Annotated in this window: 6 protein-coding genes (1 of these 6 only partly in view); 3 read left to right on the forward strand and 3 right to left on the reverse strand. The window is 69.7% G+C overall.

Annotated elements, in window-relative coordinates; all coding sequences use genetic code 11:
• Together ACG02S_RS10660 and tgt are read right to left on the reverse strand one after the other, a co-directional pair.
• On the reverse strand, positions 1 to 11,802 hold the 5' portion of the coding sequence (locus ACG02S_RS10660) for a calcium-binding protein (protein WP_394470431.1). Its footprint begins 23,931 nt before the window's first position; the window shows 11,802 of its 35,733 coding nt (coding positions 1-11,802); the start codon lies at positions 11,800 to 11,802; its stop codon lies beyond the left edge, outside the window.
• Between the two features lie 217 nt (positions 11,803 to 12,019).
• Positions 12,020 to 13,147 carry a tRNA guanosine(34) transglycosylase Tgt gene (tgt, locus tag ACG02S_RS10665; RefSeq protein WP_394470432.1) on the reverse strand — a complete coding sequence of 376 codons (1,128 nt, stop codon included), beginning with the start codon at positions 13,145 to 13,147 and terminating at the stop codon, positions 12,020 to 12,022.
• A 53-nt stretch (positions 13,148 to 13,200) separates the two neighbouring features.
• Here tgt and ACG02S_RS10670 point away from each other — a divergent pair, with 53 nt between their 5' ends.
• Positions 13,201 to 13,806 (forward strand): IMPACT family protein, encoded by a 606-nt coding sequence (locus ACG02S_RS10670; RefSeq protein WP_394470433.1) that lies wholly within the window; start codon positions 13,201 to 13,203, stop codon positions 13,804 to 13,806.
• Here ACG02S_RS10670 and queA read toward each other — a convergent pair.
• Positions 13,758 to 14,807 (reverse strand): tRNA preQ1(34) S-adenosylmethionine ribosyltransferase-isomerase QueA, encoded by a 1,050-nt coding sequence (queA, locus tag ACG02S_RS10675; RefSeq protein ID WP_394470434.1) that lies wholly within the window; start codon positions 14,805 to 14,807, stop codon positions 13,758 to 13,760. The genes ACG02S_RS10670 and queA overlap by 49 nt on opposite strands.
• A gap of 155 nt (positions 14,808 to 14,962) precedes the next feature.
• Between queA and ACG02S_RS10680 the strand changes: the two genes are divergently transcribed.
• Both ACG02S_RS10680 and recG read left to right on the forward strand, forming a co-directional pair.
• On the forward strand, positions 14,963 to 15,709 hold the full coding sequence (locus ACG02S_RS10680; RefSeq protein WP_394470435.1) for a substrate-binding periplasmic protein: 747 nt from the start codon (positions 14,963 to 14,965) through the stop codon (positions 15,707 to 15,709).
• Between the two features lie 37 nt (positions 15,710 to 15,746).
• Positions 15,747 to 17,813: an ATP-dependent DNA helicase RecG gene (recG, locus tag ACG02S_RS10685; RefSeq protein ID WP_394470436.1), complete on the forward strand. Its 2,067-nt coding sequence runs from the start codon at positions 15,747 to 15,749 to the stop codon at positions 17,811 to 17,813.
• Positions 17,814 to 17,832: the final 19 nt, after the last annotated feature.

Genomic DNA, 17,832 nt, shown 5'->3' on the forward strand with positions numbered 1-17,832 from the left:
GCTGCGGTTGTAGGTGTCGCCCACGGCCATCTGGCCGAGGTGGCCGGCGCTGCCAAGCTCGAAGCGCTGGCCGCTGCCGTCGGCGTTGCGGCTGAGCCAGACGCTGTCGTTCCAGCTGCCGGTGTTGGTGATGCCGATGCCGCGGTTGGCGACCGTCCAGTTCACCATGAGGTCGCGGCCGCTGTAGGCCGTGCCGGTCGTGCTGACCGCCTCGACGCGCATGTCCGCGTAAGGGATGGGCATCACGTCAGTCGCGTGGCCGGCGTCCTGGGTGTTGTTGTTCTCGCTGCCGTTTTCCCACACCGCACCCGTGGCATCCGACTTCACGAAGATCGTGCCATGGCGGCTGAAGGCCGGGCCGAAGGCGTAGTCCAGGCGGCCGGTGTAGCTGGCGCCCGCGGCGAGCGCGCCATGGCGCTCGACGTTGCCCAGCACGATGTCGTCGCCGTCGCCCAGCACGGCGTTGGTGCTGTAGATGACGCGGTCGGTCCAGCGGGTCGCGCGGCCGGCGCCGGGGCCGTCGTTGCGGACGGTCCACTCCACCGTGATGCTGGCCGGGTCGTCGATGACCTGCGTGGGCGCGCTGACGCTGAGCACGGCCAGGTCGGCATAGGCATCCATGGCCACGTCGATGGCCAGGCCGTCCTGGTTGTTGGCCTCGTTCGTGGCCTCGTCGTTGGCCTTGTCGGTGTCGGTGACGACGATGAGACGCCAGGCGCCCGACAGGTCGACCGGCAGCGTGAAGCTCAGGCTGCCATCGCTGGACGCGCCAGCAGCCAGGCTGTCAATGAGGCGCTCGCCCAGCAGCGTGTCGGCGGCATCGACCAGCCCGTCGCGAGACAGGTAGACCTTGTCGCGGATGTTGACGGCCGGCGCACTGCCGGTGTTGCGCGTGAGCCAGTTCAGCGTGATGGCCTCGCCGCCCTGCAGCAGGCCGGTGGTGCTGAGGTTGCCGACGACGAGGTCGGGGGCGATGACGGCGACCGCTGCCGTGGCGATGTTGTCGGCCTCGTTGGACTCGACGACGTAGTTGCCCTTGTCGGCTGCGATCTCCAGGCGCCAGTTGCCCGGCGGGATGGCGGGCACGGCCAGGTTGAGGTTCTGCACCGCCGTGCCGCCGGCGGCCAGTGTCTGGAAGGCCCAGGTGCTGGTGAGCACCTGCGTGGGCGCCAGGCCCAGCGTGTCGACAAGGCGAATCTCTTCGCCGAAGAAGCCGCTGATGGCGTCGTTGCCGGCGTTGCGCACCGTGTAACTGAGCTGCACGGTCTGACCAACGCGCCAGCTGGCGGGCGCACTGACGCCTTCGATCAAGAGGTTAGGTTTCGGCTCGGCCTTGACCAAAGTCGCGTCGGTCGCGACGACGACGTTGTTGTCGGTGCGGCCCAGTTCATAGACCGCTGTGAAGGCGTCGGACTTGACGATGAAGTAGCGCTGGCCAGCGGCATCGCGTGGCACGGTGAAGTCCAGGCCAGCGGCATAGCTGTCGCCCACGGCCAGCGTGCCCACGCGGGTCACGGAGCCCAGCAGCGTGGACTGCGCGGTCAAGCTCGGCGTGCTGCTCAGGTAGACCTGGTCGACCCAGCGGTTCACATCGGTGGCGACGGTGCCCGAATTGCGGACGGACCACTCCACGCGCGCGCTGCGGCCCGCAAAGACTTCGGCCGGCACGACGGTCAGCGTGGGCGCTAGGTCGGCAAACGTCTGGGTGATGGCGATGGCCGCCGACAGCATCGCGTTGTCGGCGCGGGTATCAGGCTCGGTGACCTTGGCGGTGGCGTCACTGATGACGGCGATGCGGTAGGCACCGTCGATGCGCGACGGGATGCGCACGGTGGCGGTCTGGCTGTACTCGCCGCCGGCAGCCAGTGCGCTGCCGCGCGGGATCTCCGCCAGCACCACGTCATCGCCATTGCCAACGATGGCGTCACGGCTCAGCACGATGCGGTCGACCCAGCCGGTGGCGGAAGTCGCGGCAGCCGCGCCGTTGTTCTTGACGGTCCAGCCGACGCTGATGTCCGTGCCCGAGCTGGCGCTGGGCGGCACGTCAATCACGGAGACGGCGAGGTCGGCATAGGTGCGCAGCGCGGCCGTGAAGGCCCACGTCGCATCGTTGTTGGTCTCGGCCGTGCCGTCGGCATTGGCCTCGAACAGAACGCCCTGGCCGGTGCTGCTGCGGTCGACGCTGACAGTCACATCAAACGTGCCCGCGCCACGCAGGCCTTGCGGCAGCGCGAAGCCGTAGCTGCGCTGGCGCACCTCGCCGGCGGCCATGGGCAGTGCGGCTGCGCCGGTGAAGCTGACCAGCGTGTCCACAAGCACCGGGCCGGCGCTGCCGTCGGCATTGCGCTGGCGGATGACGACGCGGTCCTGGTGGCTCAGGTTGGTGGCGACGCGGCCCTGGTTGACGTCCTCCCAGCGCAGCGTCAACACGTCGCCGGACGTGGGCGTGACCGAGTCCAGGCTGAGGTTGCGCGCGATCAGGTCGCTGCCGACGTTGACGATGGTCTGCAGCTGGTTGTCGTTCTCAAGCGTGCCGGTGCTGTTGAACTCGGCGATCTCGTTGCCGGCGTCGACGATGACGCGCAGGCGGATGGCGCCCGCCGCGTTGGCGCCGCCGGGCCAAACGAAGGTCGCCGTGCGGCCGACGCTGGCGCCGGGTGCGGCTTCGTCCGGCATGCCGGTCAGTGCGACGCTGGCGATGACGACGCCGGTGGTCTGGTTGAGCACCTCGACGCGCTCGGTCCAGTTGCGGCCGGGCGGAATGGTGCCGGCGTTGGTGGTCGTCCAGCCGACGGTGACGGTGTCGCCGTTCTGCCAGTCGCTGGCGGGGCTGATGCTGAGGTTGCTGGCGGCGAGGTTGACGTAGTTGACGTACTCGGCCAGCGTGCTGGTGAAGGCGACCTGGCCGCGGTTGTTGGTCTCGGTGACGCCGCCTTCCTTCTGCGTGTTGCCGAAATCGCTCTCGATGACGGCCAGCAGGCTGCCCGCACCGGTCGGGCCGTCGGGCAGCTTCAGCGTGGCCGTGCGCGTGATGCTGGCGCCGGACGCGAGCGCGCCCGAAGTCGCCTCGACGTAGGGCAACAGGAACTCGGCCAGCACGTCGCCGCCGGCGGTGCGCAGCGTGACGCGGTCGGCGAAGTCGCCGATGGTGGCGGTGGGGCCCTGGTTCAGCGTCGTCCAGGTGACGGTGACCTGGCCGCCGGACAGGAACTGACTGGCGCCGGCGGCCGGCACAACGCTCGCGTTGCGAACGACGAGGTCCATGCCCACGGCCTTGTCGACCTCGGCGACGAGGGCGTTCAAATCCCAGGTCGTGCCGTCGTCGAACTTCACCTGCTGCAGCGGGTTGTAGCCGTTCTTCGGGTCGTTGTTGTAGAAGAAGTAGGAGACGGTCAGCTTGTCGTCGCTGTTGGCCAGGCCGATGCTGATGGCCGTGTACTGGGCCGTGCGGTAGTCGAAGACGCGGCGCACGATGACGTCGGCCGGCGTGATGCCCGGCTTGAACTGCAGCGTGTTGAGCTTGCCGGTGTTGTACGGGCTCTCCAGCAGCGTGTCCTGCCCGTCACCGCGACCGAACAGGTAGGTGTTGTTGCCGGCGCCGGGGTTCAGCGTGTCGTTGCCCGCGCCGCCGTCGAGGCTGTCATTGCCCTCTTCACCGGCGAGGCTGTCGTCGCCCGCACCACCCAGCAGCGTGTCGTTGCCCAGGCCCGCACTGATGCTGTCGTTGCCGCCAGCGCCGTCCAGCGTCTCCGACCAGTTGGTGCCGGTGATGCTGTCATTGCCCGGCGTGCCCGCCAGCGCGCGCGCGACGATGTCGGCCAACGCCCAGACCGTGCCGTCGGCGAACTGGATCTTCTGCAGCGGGTTGTAGCCGCGACTGGGGTCGTCGCTTTCGAAGAACGCGTTGACGGTGAGCTTGTCACCACCGTTGCCGTAGGCCACCTCCAGCGCGCGGTAGCTGCGCGCGCCTTCCTCCAGCACGCGCTTCAGGCGCACGTCGGCCGGCGAGATGCCGGGCTTGAACACCAGCGTGTTGGTCTTGGCGGTGTCGTAGTCGGTGGCGGCCAGCGTGTCCTGGCCGTCGCCCAGCCCGAGCAACAGCGTGTTGTTGCCGTTGCCAAAGCTGAAGTAGTCGTTGCCCGCGCCACCGTCCAGCGTGTCGGCGTCGCTGCCGCCGTAGAGCAGGTCGTCGCCATCGTCGCCTTCCAGCGTGTCGACGCCTGCCTCCCCGGACAGCACGTCGTTGCCGGCGCCACCGCGGATCGTGTCGTTGCCACCACGGCCGGCCAGGCTGTCGTTGCCCGTGCCGCCTGCCAGCGTCTCGCCGGCCACCGTGCCGGTGAGGTTGTCGTTGCCGTCGGTGCCGGCATTCACGCGGGCGACGATGTCGGCCAGGCTCCACACCGTGCCGTCGGCGAACGCGATGCGCTGCAGCGGGTTGTAGCCGCGGTTGGGGTCGTCACTCTCGAAGAAGGCGTTGACGGTGAGCTTGTCGCCGCCGTTGCCATAGGACACCTCCAGCGCGCGGTAGCTGCGCGCGCCTTCCTCCAGCACCCGCTTCAGCCGCACATCGGCCGGCGTTATGCCGGCCTTGAACGCCAGCGTGTTGGTCTTGGCGGTGTTGTAGTCGGTGGCGGCCAGCGTGTCCTGGCCGTCGCCCAGGCCCAGCACGACGGTGTTGTTGCCGGCACCCACGCTTAGCCAGTCGTTGCCCGCGCCACCCTCCAGCGTGTCGTCGCCTGCGCCGCCGTACAGCACGTCGTCACCCTCGCTGCCCCGCAGCGTGTCGTTGCCATTGCCGCCGTTCAGGGTGTCGTTGCCGGCGCCTCCGTCCAGCGTATCAGGCCCGCTGGTGCCGTCGACCACGTCAGCGCCGGTCGAGCCGGCCAGCGTGCGCGCAACGATCTCGTCCAGCGACCAGACGGTGCCGTCGGCGAACTGGATCTTCTGCAGCGGGTTGTAGCCGCGGTTGGGGTCGTCACTCTCGAAGAAGGCGTTGACGGTGAGCTTGTCGCCGCCGTTGCCGTAGGCCACCTCCAGCGCGCGGTAGCTGCGCGCGCCTTCCTCCAGCACCCGCTTCAGGCGCACGTCGGCCGGCGTGATACCGGCCTTGAACACCAGCGTGTTGGTCTTGGCGGTGTTGTAGTCGGTGGCGGCCAGCGTGTCCTGGCCGTCGCCCAGGCCCAGCACGACGGTGTTGTTGCCGGCACCCACGCTCAGCCAGTCGTTGCCCGCGCCACCCTCCAGCGTGTCGTCGCCCGCGCCGCCGTAGAGCACGTCGTCGCCGTCGCCACCCAGCAGCGCGTCATTGCCGTTGCCGCCGTTCAAGGTGTCGTCGCCGGCGCCGCCGTCCAGCGTCTCGGCGGCGGTGGAGCCGGTCAGCGAGTCGTCGCCCGCAGTCGGCAGGTTCAGCCGGGCAAACAGCTCGGTGGCGGTCCAGATCGTGCCGTCGGCGAACTGCAGCTGCTGGACGGGGTTGTAGCTGTTGGTCGGGCTGTCGTTCTCGACGAAGTAGTTGATGACGAGCCGGTCGGCCGTGCCGCGCAGGTCGATCTGCAGCGCGCTGTAGCGGTTGGTCTGGCTGTCCAGCGCGCGCGAGAGCACGAGGTCGCCAGGCAGGATGCCCGGCCCCAGGCGCACGACGTTGAGCCGGCTGCCGCTGGTGTCGCCGCTGTAGAGGATGGTGTCGGCACCGTCACCGCGGTTGAACAGGTAGGTGTTGTTGCCGGTGCCGCCGGACAGGAAGTCCGTCCCCGCGCCTCCGGCGATCACGTCGTTGCCGCCGAGGCCGGTGATCGTCTCGTCGGCCGGTGTGCCGGTCAGCGTGTCGGCCAGGTTGCTGCCGTTGATGGCCGTCGTGGCCGGCGCCGTCTCGACGCGCACGGCGATGGCGGCCAGGTCCCACGCCGTGCCGTCGTCGAAGCGCAGCTGCTGCACCGGGTTGTACGGGCTGACCGTGCTGCCGCCCTGGAAGAAGTGGTTGACGATCAGCCGGTCATTGCCACCGGCCAGCGTGATCTCCAGCGACTCGTTCGCGCCGCCCTGCGTGCCGGTCACGCGGCGCAGCACCACGTCCGTGGCGGCCACGCCGGCCTTGAACTGCACCGTGTTGAGCTTGCCCGCCGCCGCGTCGTGCTGCGAGATCACCACGTCCTGCCCGTCACCGCGGCCGAACAGGTAGGTGTTGTTGCCCGTGCCGCCATCCAGCGTGTCGTTGCCTGCGCCGCCGTCCAGCGTGTCGCTGCCCGTGCCGCCGTACAGCGCGTCATTGCCTTCGCCGCCAACCAGCGTGTCGTTGCCGGCCAGCCCTTCCAGGCTGTCGTGGCCGCGCCCGCCGGTCAGCGTGTCGGCGCCGGTCGTGCCGCGCAGCGCGTCGTCGCGCGCCGTGCCCGCGCCCAGCGTCGCCAGCAGGTCGCCGATGCTCCACGTCGTGCCGTCGTCGAACCGCACCTGCTGCACCGGGTTGTACGCGCTGCCCGGGTTGTCGTCCTGGAAGAAGTGGTTGATCAGCACACGGTCGCCGCTGTCGGCGATGACCAGCTCCAGCGATTCGTGCGCGCTGCCCTGCGTGCCCTGCACGCGCCGCACCAGCACGTCGCCCACGGCCACGCCGGCCTTGAACTGCACCGTGTTGAGCTTGCCCGCCGCCGCGTCGTACTGCGAGATCACCACGTCCTGCCCGTCACCGCGGCCGAACAGGTAGGTGTTGTTGCCCGTGCCGCCATCCAGCGTGTCGTTGCCTGCGCCGCCGTCCAGCGTGTCGCTGCCCGTGCCGCCGTACAGCGCGTCATTGCCTTCGCCGCCAACCAGCGTGTCGTTGCCGGCCAGCCCTTCCAGGCTGTCGTGGCCGCGCCCGCCGGTCAGCGTGTCGGCGCCGGTCGTGCCGCGCAGCGCGTCGTCGCGCGCCGTGCCCGCGCCCAGCGTCGCCAGCAGGTCGCCGATGCTCCACGTCGTGCCGTCGTCGAACCGCACCTGCTGCACCGGGTTGTACGCGCTGCCCGGGTTGTCGTCCTGGAAGAAGTGGTTGATCAGCACACGGTCGCCGCTGTCGGCGATGACCAGCTCCAGCGATTCGTGCGCGCTGCCCTGCGTGCCCTGCACGCGCCGCACCAGCACGTCGCCCACGGCCACGCCGGCCTTGAACTGCACCGTGTTGAGCTTGCCCGCCGCCGCGTCGTGCTGCGAGATCACCACGTCCTGGCCGTCACCGCGACCGAACAGGTAGGTGTTATTGCCGTAGCTGCCGTCGAGGTAGTCGTTGCCGGCGCCACCGTCCAGCGTGTCGTTGCCGTAGCCGCCGTACAGCGCGTCGTTGCCCTCGCCGCCGAGCAGGCGGTCGTTGCCGTCATTGCCGGAGAGGAGGTCGTCACCACGGCCGCCGCTCAGCACGTCGGCACCCGTCGTGCCACGCAGGTTGTCGTTCGCCGGGCTGCCGGCGCTCATCAGCTCCAGCAGGCGGGCGATGTTCCAGACCGTGCCGTCGGCGAACGTGACCTGCTGCAGCGAGTTGTAGGGGTTGGCCGGGTCGTCGTTGTAGAAGAAGTAGTTGGCCGTGATGCGGTCGTTGCTGCCGACGATGGCCAGCTCCAGGCCATTGACGGTGCCGCTCTGGCTCTCGTGGACACGGCGCACCGTGACATCACCCGGCAACACGTCGGCGCGGAACTGGATCGTGTTGAGCTTGCCCGCCGCCGTGTCGTAGCGGCCGGCGATGCTGTCCTGGCCGTCGCCGCGGCCGAAGACGTAGACGTTGTTGCCTGTGCCGCCGTCGAGGCTGTCATTGCCGGCGCCGCCAATCAGCGTGTCGTCGCCGCCCTCGCCGTACAGCGCGTCGTTGCCCTCTTCGCCATACAGCGTGTCGTTGCCGCCGCGGCCGGCCAGCGTGTCGTTGCCAGCGCCGCCATGGATCTCGTCGGCGGCCCAGGTGCCGGCGACGTTGTCGTCGCCGGGCGTGCCGGCCAGCAGCGTGGCGACCAGGTGCGCGACGTCCCACTCGGTGCCGTCGTCGAAACGCACGGTGGTGAGGCCGTTGTAGGCGCTGGCCGGGTCGTCGTTGTAGAAGACGCCGTTGACCGTGACCTTGTCGGTCGTGCCCGCGATGCTCAGCTCCAGCGCGCGGTTGCCGCCGAAGTAGTTGTCGTAGGCCTGCTTGATGATCACTTCGCCAGGGGCTACGCCGGCCTTGAACTGCAGCGTGTTAACGCGCGCCTGGCCGCCGCTGTGGTTGTAGTACAGCCGGTCCTGGCCATCGCCGCGGCCGAACAGGAAGGTGTTGCTGCCATGGCCCGCGTTCAGCGTGTCGTTGCCGGCGCCGCCGTCCAGCGTGTCGTCGCCATCGCCGCCATCCAGCGTGTCGTCGCCGTCGCCGCCTTGCAGCGTGTCGGCGCCACCTTCGCCGCTGAGGCTGTCATTCCCGTCGCCGCCCTGCAGCAGGTCGGCGCCGTTGCCGCCGCTGAGGCCGTCGTCGCCACTGCCGCCGCTGAGCTGGTCGTCGCCGTCGTCGCCCGCCAGGCTGTCGTTGCCAGCGCCGCCGTCGATGACATCGTTGCCGCCCGCACCGGCGATGGTGTCATTGCCCAGGCCACCGCTGAAGACGTCGTCCACGTTGGTGCCGCGCACGTTGTCGTCGCCGTCGGTGAAGGTCTGCACCTTGGCCACCAGCGCGGCGATGTCCCACTCGGTGCCATCGTCGAAGCGCACCTTCTGCAGGCCGTTGTAGGCGCTGGCCGGGTCGTCGTTATAGAAGAAGCCGTTGACCGTGACCTTGTCGGTCGTGCCCGCGATGCTCAGCTCCAGCGCGCGGTTGCCGCCCCAATAGTTGTCGTGGGCCTGCCGGACGATCACATCGCCAGGGGCCACACCGGCCTTGAACTGCAGCGTGTTGACGCGCGCCTGGCCGCCGCTGTGGTTGTAGTACAGCCGGTCCTCGCCGTCGCCGCGGCCGAACAGAAAGGTGTTGCTGCCGTGGCCCGCGTTCAGCGTGTCGTTGCCGGCGCCGCCGTCCAGCGTGTCGTCGCCATCGCCGCCGTCCAGCGTGTCGTCACCGTCGCCGCCCTGCAGCAGATCCTTGCCGTTGCCCCCGCTGAGGCTGTCGTTGCCACTGCCGCCGATCAGCGTGTCGTCGCCGTCCTCACCCGACAGGTAGTCATGTCCCGCACCTCCGTCGATGACGTCATTGCCGCCCGCACCGGCAATGCTGTCGTTGCCGCCCAGGCCGCTGAAGCTCTCGTCGGCATACGTGCCGCGCCAGTCGTCGTCGCCCTCGGTGCCGACGTACAGGCGCCCCAGCAGGGCCGCGATGTCCCACTCGGTGCCGTCGTCGAAGCGGACCTTCTGCAGGCCGTTGTAGGCGCTGGCCGGGTCGTCGTTGTAGAAGACGCCGTTGACCGTGACCTTGTCGGTCGTGCCCGCGATGCTCAGCTCCAGCGCGCGGTTGCCGCCGAAGTAGTTGTCGTAGGCCTGCTTGATGATCACTTCGCCAGGGGCTACGCCGGCCTTGAACTGCAGCGTGTTAACGCGCGCCTGGCCGCCGCTGTGGTTGTAGTACAGCCGGTCCTGGCCATCGCCGCGGCCGAACAGGAAGGTGTTGCTGCCATGGCCCGCGTTCAGCGTGTCGTTGCCGGCGCCGCCGTCCAGCGTGTCGTCGCCATCGCCGCCATCCAGCGTGTCGTCGCCGTCGCCGCCTTGCAGCGTGTCGGCGCCACCTTCGCCGCTGAGGTTGTCGTTGCCGCTGCCGCCCGAGATGACGTCGTCGCCGGCGGCACCCTCGATGCTGTCATTGCCGGCGCCGCCGGTGATGGTGTCGGCCGCCACCGTACCGCGCAGCTGGTCGTCGCCGGGCGTGCCGGCCAGCAGCATGGCCACCAGCGTGGCCGCGTCCCACTCGGTGCCGTCAGCGAACCGCACGCGCTGCAACCCGTTGTAGGCGCTGGCGGGGTCGTCGCCGTAGAAGAAGCCGTTGACGGTGACTTTGTCGGCCGTCCCGGCGATGCTCAGCTCCAGCGCGCGGTTGCCGCCGAAGTAGTTGTCGTAGGCTTGGCGGATGACGATTTCGCCCGGCGCGATGCCGGCCTTGAAAGCCAGCACATTGATGCGCGCCTGACCGCCGCTGTGGTTGTAGTAGAGGCGGTCCTGTCCGTCGCCGCGCCCGAACAGGAAGGTGTTGCTGCCGGCACCGGCGTTCAGCATGTCGTTGCCCGCGCCGCCGTCGAGCGTGTCGTTGCCGTCGCCCCCGTCCAGCGTGTCGTCGCCGTCGCCGCCCTGCAGCGTGTCCGCGCCCGCTTCGCCGTACAGCGCGTCGTTGCCGGTGCCACCCGACATGACGTCGTCGCCGCCGGCGCCGTTCAGCGTGTCGTTGCCGGCGCCGCCGCTGATGTTGTCCGCCGCCGCGGTACCGCGCAGGTTGTCGTCACCGGGCGTGCCGGCGAGCAGCATCGTCACGATCTGGTGCGCCGTCCATTCGGTGCCGTCGTCGAAGCGCACGCGCTGGATGCCGGCGTAGGCGTTGGCCGGGTCATCGTTGTAGAAGAACGCGTTAACCGTGACCTTGTCGGCGGTGCCCGCGATGGCCAGCTCCAGCGCACGGTTGCCGCCGAAGTAGTTGTCGGCGGCCTGTCGGATGACGATGTCCGCCGGTGCCACGCCCGCCTTGAACTGCAGCGTGTTGACTCGCGCCTGGCCGGCGTTGTGGTTGTAGTACAGCCAGTCCGCGCCGTCGCCGCGGCCGAACAGGAAGACGTTGCTGCCCGCGCCGCCGTTGATGGTGTCGTCGCCCGTGCCGCCTTCCAGGAAGTCGTCGCCCGCGCTGCCGTCCAGCGTGTCGTTGCCGGCGCCGCCATACAGCGAATCGTTGCCTCCGCCGCCGGTCAGCGTGTCATTGCCGCCCGCGCCGTTGAGCAGGTCGGCGCCGTTGCCGCCGTTCAGCGTCTCGCCAGCCGCCGTGCCCATACCCAGCAGGAACAGCAGGTGCGACACGTCCCAGACCGTGCCGTCCGCAAAGCTGACACGCTGCAGGCTGTTGAACGCGTTGGCCGGCGTCCCGCCGTACAAGAAACCGTTGAAGGTGATGACATCGGCCGTGCCGGCGATGGCCAGCGCCAGCGCCACATCGCCGCCCGCCTGCGCATCGGCCGCGCGCGCGGCGACGATGTCCGCTGGCAGCACGCCGGCCCGGAACTGCAGCGTGTTGACCTTGCCGAGGTTGGGGTCGGCGTAGGAGGACACGGTCGTCGCACCGTCGCCCCGGCCGAACACGTAGAGGTTGTTGCCCGGTCCGTTGGCGATGCTGGCCTGTGCCTGCATCGGCGCGGCACCGGACTCGATCAGGTCGGGCAGCGCCTGCGCACTCCAGCGCGTGCCGTCGGCAAAGGCAACGGCCTGCACCGGGTTGGCCTCGGTGAAGAAGCCGCGGATCTGCACGCGATCGGACGTGCCGCGCAGCGCCAGTTCCAGCGCCGTCGCCTCGCCACTGGCGTCGTCCACCACACGGCGCACGGCCACGTCCGCCGGCGCGATGCCGGCGCCCAACTGCAGCAGGCCGCCGGCGTCGTCGCCCGCCAGCCGCGCATCCACCCAGGCCGCCCCCTCGCCGCGCTCGAACGCATAGACCTTGGGCGCAGTCGACTCGCTCTGCGTGGCCGCCAGATGAGCCGCGGGCAGCGCGTCGGCCGACAGCAGCAGCTTGGGCTCCAGCGTCTCGATCTTCCAAGCCTGTCGCGGTTGCGGCGCCACACGGCTGGACGCATTCTTGGAAGCACGGCGCAGGGCCGCCGCCGCACGGGCGCGCAAGGACTTGATCGACATTCGGGAACCCTCAGAAGTTCAACGCCCATGCGCCGCTTGTTACCGCCTGAAACAGGCGCATGCGGCCGGCCGCTCCAGCGGCGGGGCCGCCGGATTCTGAGGGGGCAGGTGTGACGACTTAACGTTGCTTCACCTGCAAACATGGGGGCGATTCCCCGTGTGCGTCGCGCGCCCCCCTAGTGTTTGGGAGACCCGGACCTCGCGCGCCGCCGCGCCATCACACGCCCCGCGCGCGGTCCGCGTGGAACTGCGCGCGCCAGGCCTCGAAGCGGCCGGCGTCCAGCGCGTCGCGCATCTCCTGCATCAGGTTCAGGTAGTAGTGCAGGTTGTGCACGCTGGTCAGCATGGGGCCCAGCATCTCGCCGCAGCGGTCCAGGTGGTGCAGGTAGGCGCGGCTGAAGCCGGTGCAGCATTCGCAGCTGCAGGTGGCGTCCACCGGCGTCTCGTCGGCCTTGTAGCGGGCGTTGCGCACGCGCAGGTCGCCAAAGCGCGTGAACAGGTGGCCGTTGCGTGCGTTGCGGGTGGGCATCACGCAGTCGAACATGTCGATGCCCTGGCTGACGCCCTCCACCAGGTCCTCCGGCGTGCCCACGCCCATCAGGTAGCGCGGCTTGTTCGCCGGCAGCTGGTGGCCGGTGTGTTCCAGGATGCGCTGCATCTCGGCCTTGGGCTCGCCCACCGACAGGCCGCCGATGGCGTAGCCCGGCAGGTCCAGCTCGGCCAGGCCCGCCAGCGACGCATCGCGCAGGTTCGTGAACATGCCGCCCTGCACGATGCCGAACAGCGCGTTGGGGTTCTCCAGCCGGTTGAACTCGGTGATGCAACGCCTGGCCCAGCGCAGCGACATCTCCATCGACTGCTGCGCCTCGCGCTCGGTCGTCAGCTTGCCCTTGCTCTCGTAGGGCGTGCATTCGTCGAACTGCATGACGATGTCGGAGTTCAACTTCGTCTGGATTTGCATGCTGATCTCGGGCGTCAGGAACAGCTTGTCGCCGTTGACGGGCGAGGCGAACTTGACGCCCTCCTCGCTGATCTTGCGCATCTCGCCCAGGCTCCAGACCTGAAAGCCGCCGCTGTCGGTCAGGATGGGCTTGTTCCAGCTCTCGAAGCGGTGCAGGCCGCCGAACTGCGTGATGACGTCCAGGCCCGGACGCATCCACAGGTGGAAGGTGTTGCCCAGGATGATCTGCGCGCCCATCTCGTTCAGCGAGCGCGGCGTGACGCCCTTGACCGTGCCATAGGTGCCCACCGGCATGAAGATGGGCGTCTGCACGACGCCGTGGTTCAGGGTCAGCGTGCCGCGGCGGGCGCGGCCTTCGGTCTTGAGGAGGTCGAACTTCAGCATGGGACGCGGATTGTCGCAGCCCGCTTCCGGAGGTGACGGGGACAATCGCCACCATGTCCCTGACCCTGGCCGCGCCCGCGCAGCACGAGCTGATCATCAAGAAGAGCCGCTTCCTCGGCCGCGTGGAGCCCTGTGCCGACCGCGCCGCGGCGCTGGCCCGCGTGGCGCAGCTGCGCGCCGAGCACCCCGGCGCGGCGCATGTCTGCTGGGCGCTGCTGGCCGGCGGCCACTCGGCCGCGAACGACGACGGCGAGCCCGGCGGCACTGCCGGGCGGCCCATGCTGGATGTGCTGCGCCACCAGGGGCTGGACGGCGTGCTGGCCACGGCGGTGCGCTACTGGGGCGGCGTGAAGCTGGGTGCCGGCGGTCTGGTGCGCGCATACACAGACTGCATTGCGCAGGCGCTGCTGACGGCCGAGAAGATCGCGCGCGTCGCGCAGGCGGAGCTGGGCTGCGATCTGCCCTACGAGCTGGAAGGCCGCCTGCGCCGGCTGGCCGAGCAGCATGGTGCGGTGCTGGTGGACGTGCGGCACGAGGCGCGCGTGCACATGCGATTCTCTCTGCCGGTCACGGCGAAGCCTGCGTTCACGGCCGCCGTCGACGAAGCCGCTCAGGGCCGCGTCGCGTGGGCGCGCGACAGCAGCATCGCGTCGCCGTAGCTGAAGAAGCGGTAGCGCTCGCGAATGGCATGGCGGTACAGCGCCATGACCTGGTCGTAGCCTGCAAACGCGCTGACCAACATCATCAGCGTGCTCCTGGGCAGGTGGAAGTTCGTGACCAGCCGGTCCACGACGCGGAACTGGAAGCCCGGCGTGATGAAGATGTCGGTCTCGCGCGCGCCGGCCGTCAGCTGGCCGCCGAGCGCTGCGGACTCCAGCGCCCGCAGCGTCGTCGTGCCGACAGCCACCACGCGCCCACCGCGCGCGCGGCAGGCGGCCACGGCGTCCACGGTCGCCTGCGGCACGTCGAACCACTCGCTGTGCATCTGGTGGTCGGCGATCTGCTCCACGCGCACCGGCTGGAAGGTGCCGGCGCCGACGTGCAGCGTCACGTGCGCGGTCGCCACGCCGTTGTCGGCGAGCCGGGCCAGCAGCGCCTCGTCGAAATGCAGCGCCGCCGTTGGTGCGGCCACGGCGCCGGGTTCCTTGGCGAATACGGTCTGGTAGCGGCGCTCGTCTTCGGCGTCGTCGGCATGCGCGATGTACGGCGGCAGCGGCACATGGCCGTGCACCTCCAGCAGCGCAAACGGGTCGCCATCGAAGCGCAGGTGGAACAGGCCGTTGTCCGGCCCGCAACGGCCCAGGACCTCGGCGTCGAAGGCGTCGGCGAAGCGCACGCGGCTGCCCGGCTTGGGGCTCTTGCTGGCACGCAAATGCATCCAGACTTCCCGCGTGCCCGGCAGCACGCGTTCCACCAGCGCCTCCACGTTGCCGCCGGTCGCCTTCGCACCGAACAGGCGCGCCTTGATGACCTTGGTGTTGTTGAAGATCAGCAAGTCGCCGGCCTGCAGCAGCCCGGGCAGCTCGCGGAAGACGCGGTCCACCGGTTCGGCGCCGCCGGCGTCCAGCAACCGGGAGGCCGTGCGCTCGGCAGCGGGGTGTTGGGCGATCAGCTCGGGCGGGAGGTCGAAATCGAAATCGGCGACCGTGTGGGCAGTCATATGCACTGTTTGAGGGCCGGACAGACCCGTGCCAACGAAGGAGCGCGGCATTGTCCCATCGCGCCGGGTGCGGCTTTTTGCACATCTGGCGGCGGTCGGTCACACAGTCGTCAGCAGCGCCCGCCTAGACTGGATCGGCCCTAGCTATCCGACTCGTGAAGCGCCGCAGCTGTCTCGCCCTTGCCGCCCTCCTCGGCCCGGATATGCAGGCCGTGGCGGCAGCGCGGTCGCTGGTGGGCTTCACCGAGAACTTGCCGCCGCTGAACTACCAGGACGGCACGCAGGTGCAGGGCTTCAGCGTCGAGCTGCTGCGCAAGATGGCCGCCAGCATCAGGCAACCGCTGGAACTGCAGGTGCTGCCCTGGCAACGCGCCATGCAGATGGCCGAGGGCGAGCCTGCCAGCGTGCTGTTCTCGCTGACGCGCACACCGGAGCGTGAGGCGCAGTTCCAGTGGGTGGGGCCGATCGCCCAGCGGCGCATCCTGATCTACCGCCTGGCCCGCCGTACGGACCTGAAGCTGGCGCAGCTGGAGGATCTCGGCGAGCGGCGCATCGGCGTGGTGCGCGACTCCGCCGCCGACCGGCTGCTGCAGGCTTCGGGCCTGCGCCCAGGCGTGCAGCTGGAGCACGGCCTGGACGACGCCACCAACGTGCGCAAGCTGCTGGCCGAGCGCATGGAATTCATCGTGCTGCTGGACTGGGCAGCCGCCTGGGCCATGCGCCAACACCACCTGCCCTACGCGACGCTGCAGCCAGTCATGGACCTGGACGTCGGCCGGGCCTACTGGTACGGTCTGCGGCCCGACGCCGACCCGGCGCTGGTGCGGCGGCTGCAGGTCGCGCTGGACGCGATGAAGCGCGACGGCCGCTACGACCGGCTGCGGCAGCGCTACTTTCTTTAGGAGGCTGTCGAGCGACCGACCGGCACAATGCCCGCCCATGCCCGAGGCCGCCGCCAGCCCCAAGCCCGCCGCCCCAACCGTCGCCAAGTCCGCGCCGCAGAAGGCGATGGAGAAGCTCGGCCTGCTGCGCGACATTGACCTGGCCCTGCACCTGCCGCTGCGCTATGAGGACGAAACACGCATCACGCCCATCGCCGCGCTGCAGGACAACGAGCCCGCGCAGGTGGAAGGCGTCGTCATCGACTGCCAGATCGAGCTGCGCAGCCGCCGCCAGCTGCTCGTGCGCGTGAAGGACGACTCGGGCTCGCTGCTGCTGCGCTTCCTGCACTTCTACCCGTCGCAGCAGAAGCAGATGGCGGCCGGCAGCCGGCTGCGCTTGCGCGGCGAGGCGCGCATCGGCTTCTTCGGGCGCGAGATGGTGCACCCGGTCGTCAAGGTGGTGGACGAGGACACGCCGCTGGCGCAATCGCTGACCCCTGTGTACCCCGCATCGGCGCAGCTGCCACAGGCCTATCTGCGCAAGGCCGTCGCGTCGGGGCTGGCGCGGGCGGACCTGCGCGAGATCCTGCCGGCGGGCGTCGTGCCGGCGGGGCTGCCGTCGCTGAAAGAGGCGCTGACCTACCTGCACCACCCACCGCCGGACGCGTCGCAGGACGCGCTGCACGAGCACCACCACCCGGCCTGGCACCGGCTCAAGTTCGAGGAGCTGCTGGCCCAGCAGCTGTCGCAGCTGCAGGCGCAGCGAGAGCGGGCGCTGCTGGTGGCACCACCATTGAAGGGCCGCCGCGGCGGCCTGCACGAGAAGCTGCTGGCGGCGCTGCCTTTCCAGCTGACCGCTGCCCAACAGCGCGTGTGCGAGGAGATCGCGCAAGACCTGGCACGGCCGCAGCCCACGCACCGGCTGCTCCAGGGCGACGTGGGCTCGGGCAAGACCGTCGTCGCCGCACTGGCGGCGGCCGTGGCCATCGACGCCGGCTGGCAGTGCGCGCTGATGGCACCTACCGAGATCCTGGCCGAGCAGCATTTCCGCAAGCTCATCGGTTGGCTGGAGCCGCTGGGGCTGAAGGTCGCGTGGATCACCGGCAGCGTGAAAGGCAAGGCGCGGCAGAAGATGCTGGACGCCGCCGCGTCCGGCCAGGCGCAGCTCATCGTCGGCACGCACGCAGTCATCGAGGACAAGGTCAAGTTCGCGAAGCTGGGCCTGGCCGTCATCGACGAGCAGCACCGCTTCGGCGTGGCGCAGCGCCTCGCACTGAGGAACAAGCTGAAGGCGATGGACCTGGAGCCCCACATGCTGATGATGAGCGCGACACCGATTCCCCGGACTTTGGCGATGACCTACTTCGCCGACCTGGACGTGTCCACCATCGACGAGCTGCCGCCCGGCCGCAGCCCCATCGTCACCAAGGTGTTTACCGAGGCCAAACGGCATGACGTGGTCGACAAGATCCGCATGGCGGTGGCGGACGGCGCGCAGGTCTACTGGGTCTGCCCGTTGGTGGAGGAGAGCGAGGCGGTGGACCTGCGAAACGCCACCGAGACGCACGCCGAGCTGAGCGAGACGCTGGTCGGCACGTCGGTGGGCCTGCTGCACGGCCGCATGTCACCGGCCGACAAGGCCGCGGTGATGGCGCAGTTCGCCAGCGGCGCGATGAGCGTGCTGGTGGCCACCACCGTCATCGAGGTGGGCGTGGACGTGCCCAACGCCAGCCTGATGGTCATCGAGCACGCCGAGCGCTTCGGCCTGGCGCAGCTGCACCAGCTGCGCGGTCGCGTGGGGCGCGGATCGAAAGCCAGCGTGTGCGTGCTGATCTACAGCCCGCCGCTGTCCGACACCGGCAAGTCGCGGCTGAAGGCGATGGCCGAGACGACGGACGGCTTCGAGATCGCGCGGCGCGACCTGGACATCCGCGGCCCCGGCGAGTTCATGGGCTCGCGCCAGAGCGGTGCGGAGCTGCTGCGCTTTGCCGACCTGCAGGAAGACGCACCGCTGCTGGTGGCTGCCCGCGCAATGGCGCCACGGCTGCTGGACGCGCACCCGGAGGCCGCGCGACGTCAGGTGGCGCGCTGGCTCGGGACGAAGGCGGAGTTCCTGAAAGCCTGAGCCGAGCCCGGCGCGGCCT

Origin of the sequence: Pelomonas dachongensis (assembly GCF_043555865.1) — a bacterium.
GTDB classification, from domain to species: domain Bacteria; phylum Pseudomonadota; class Gammaproteobacteria; order Burkholderiales; family Burkholderiaceae_C; genus Pelomonas; species Pelomonas dachongensis.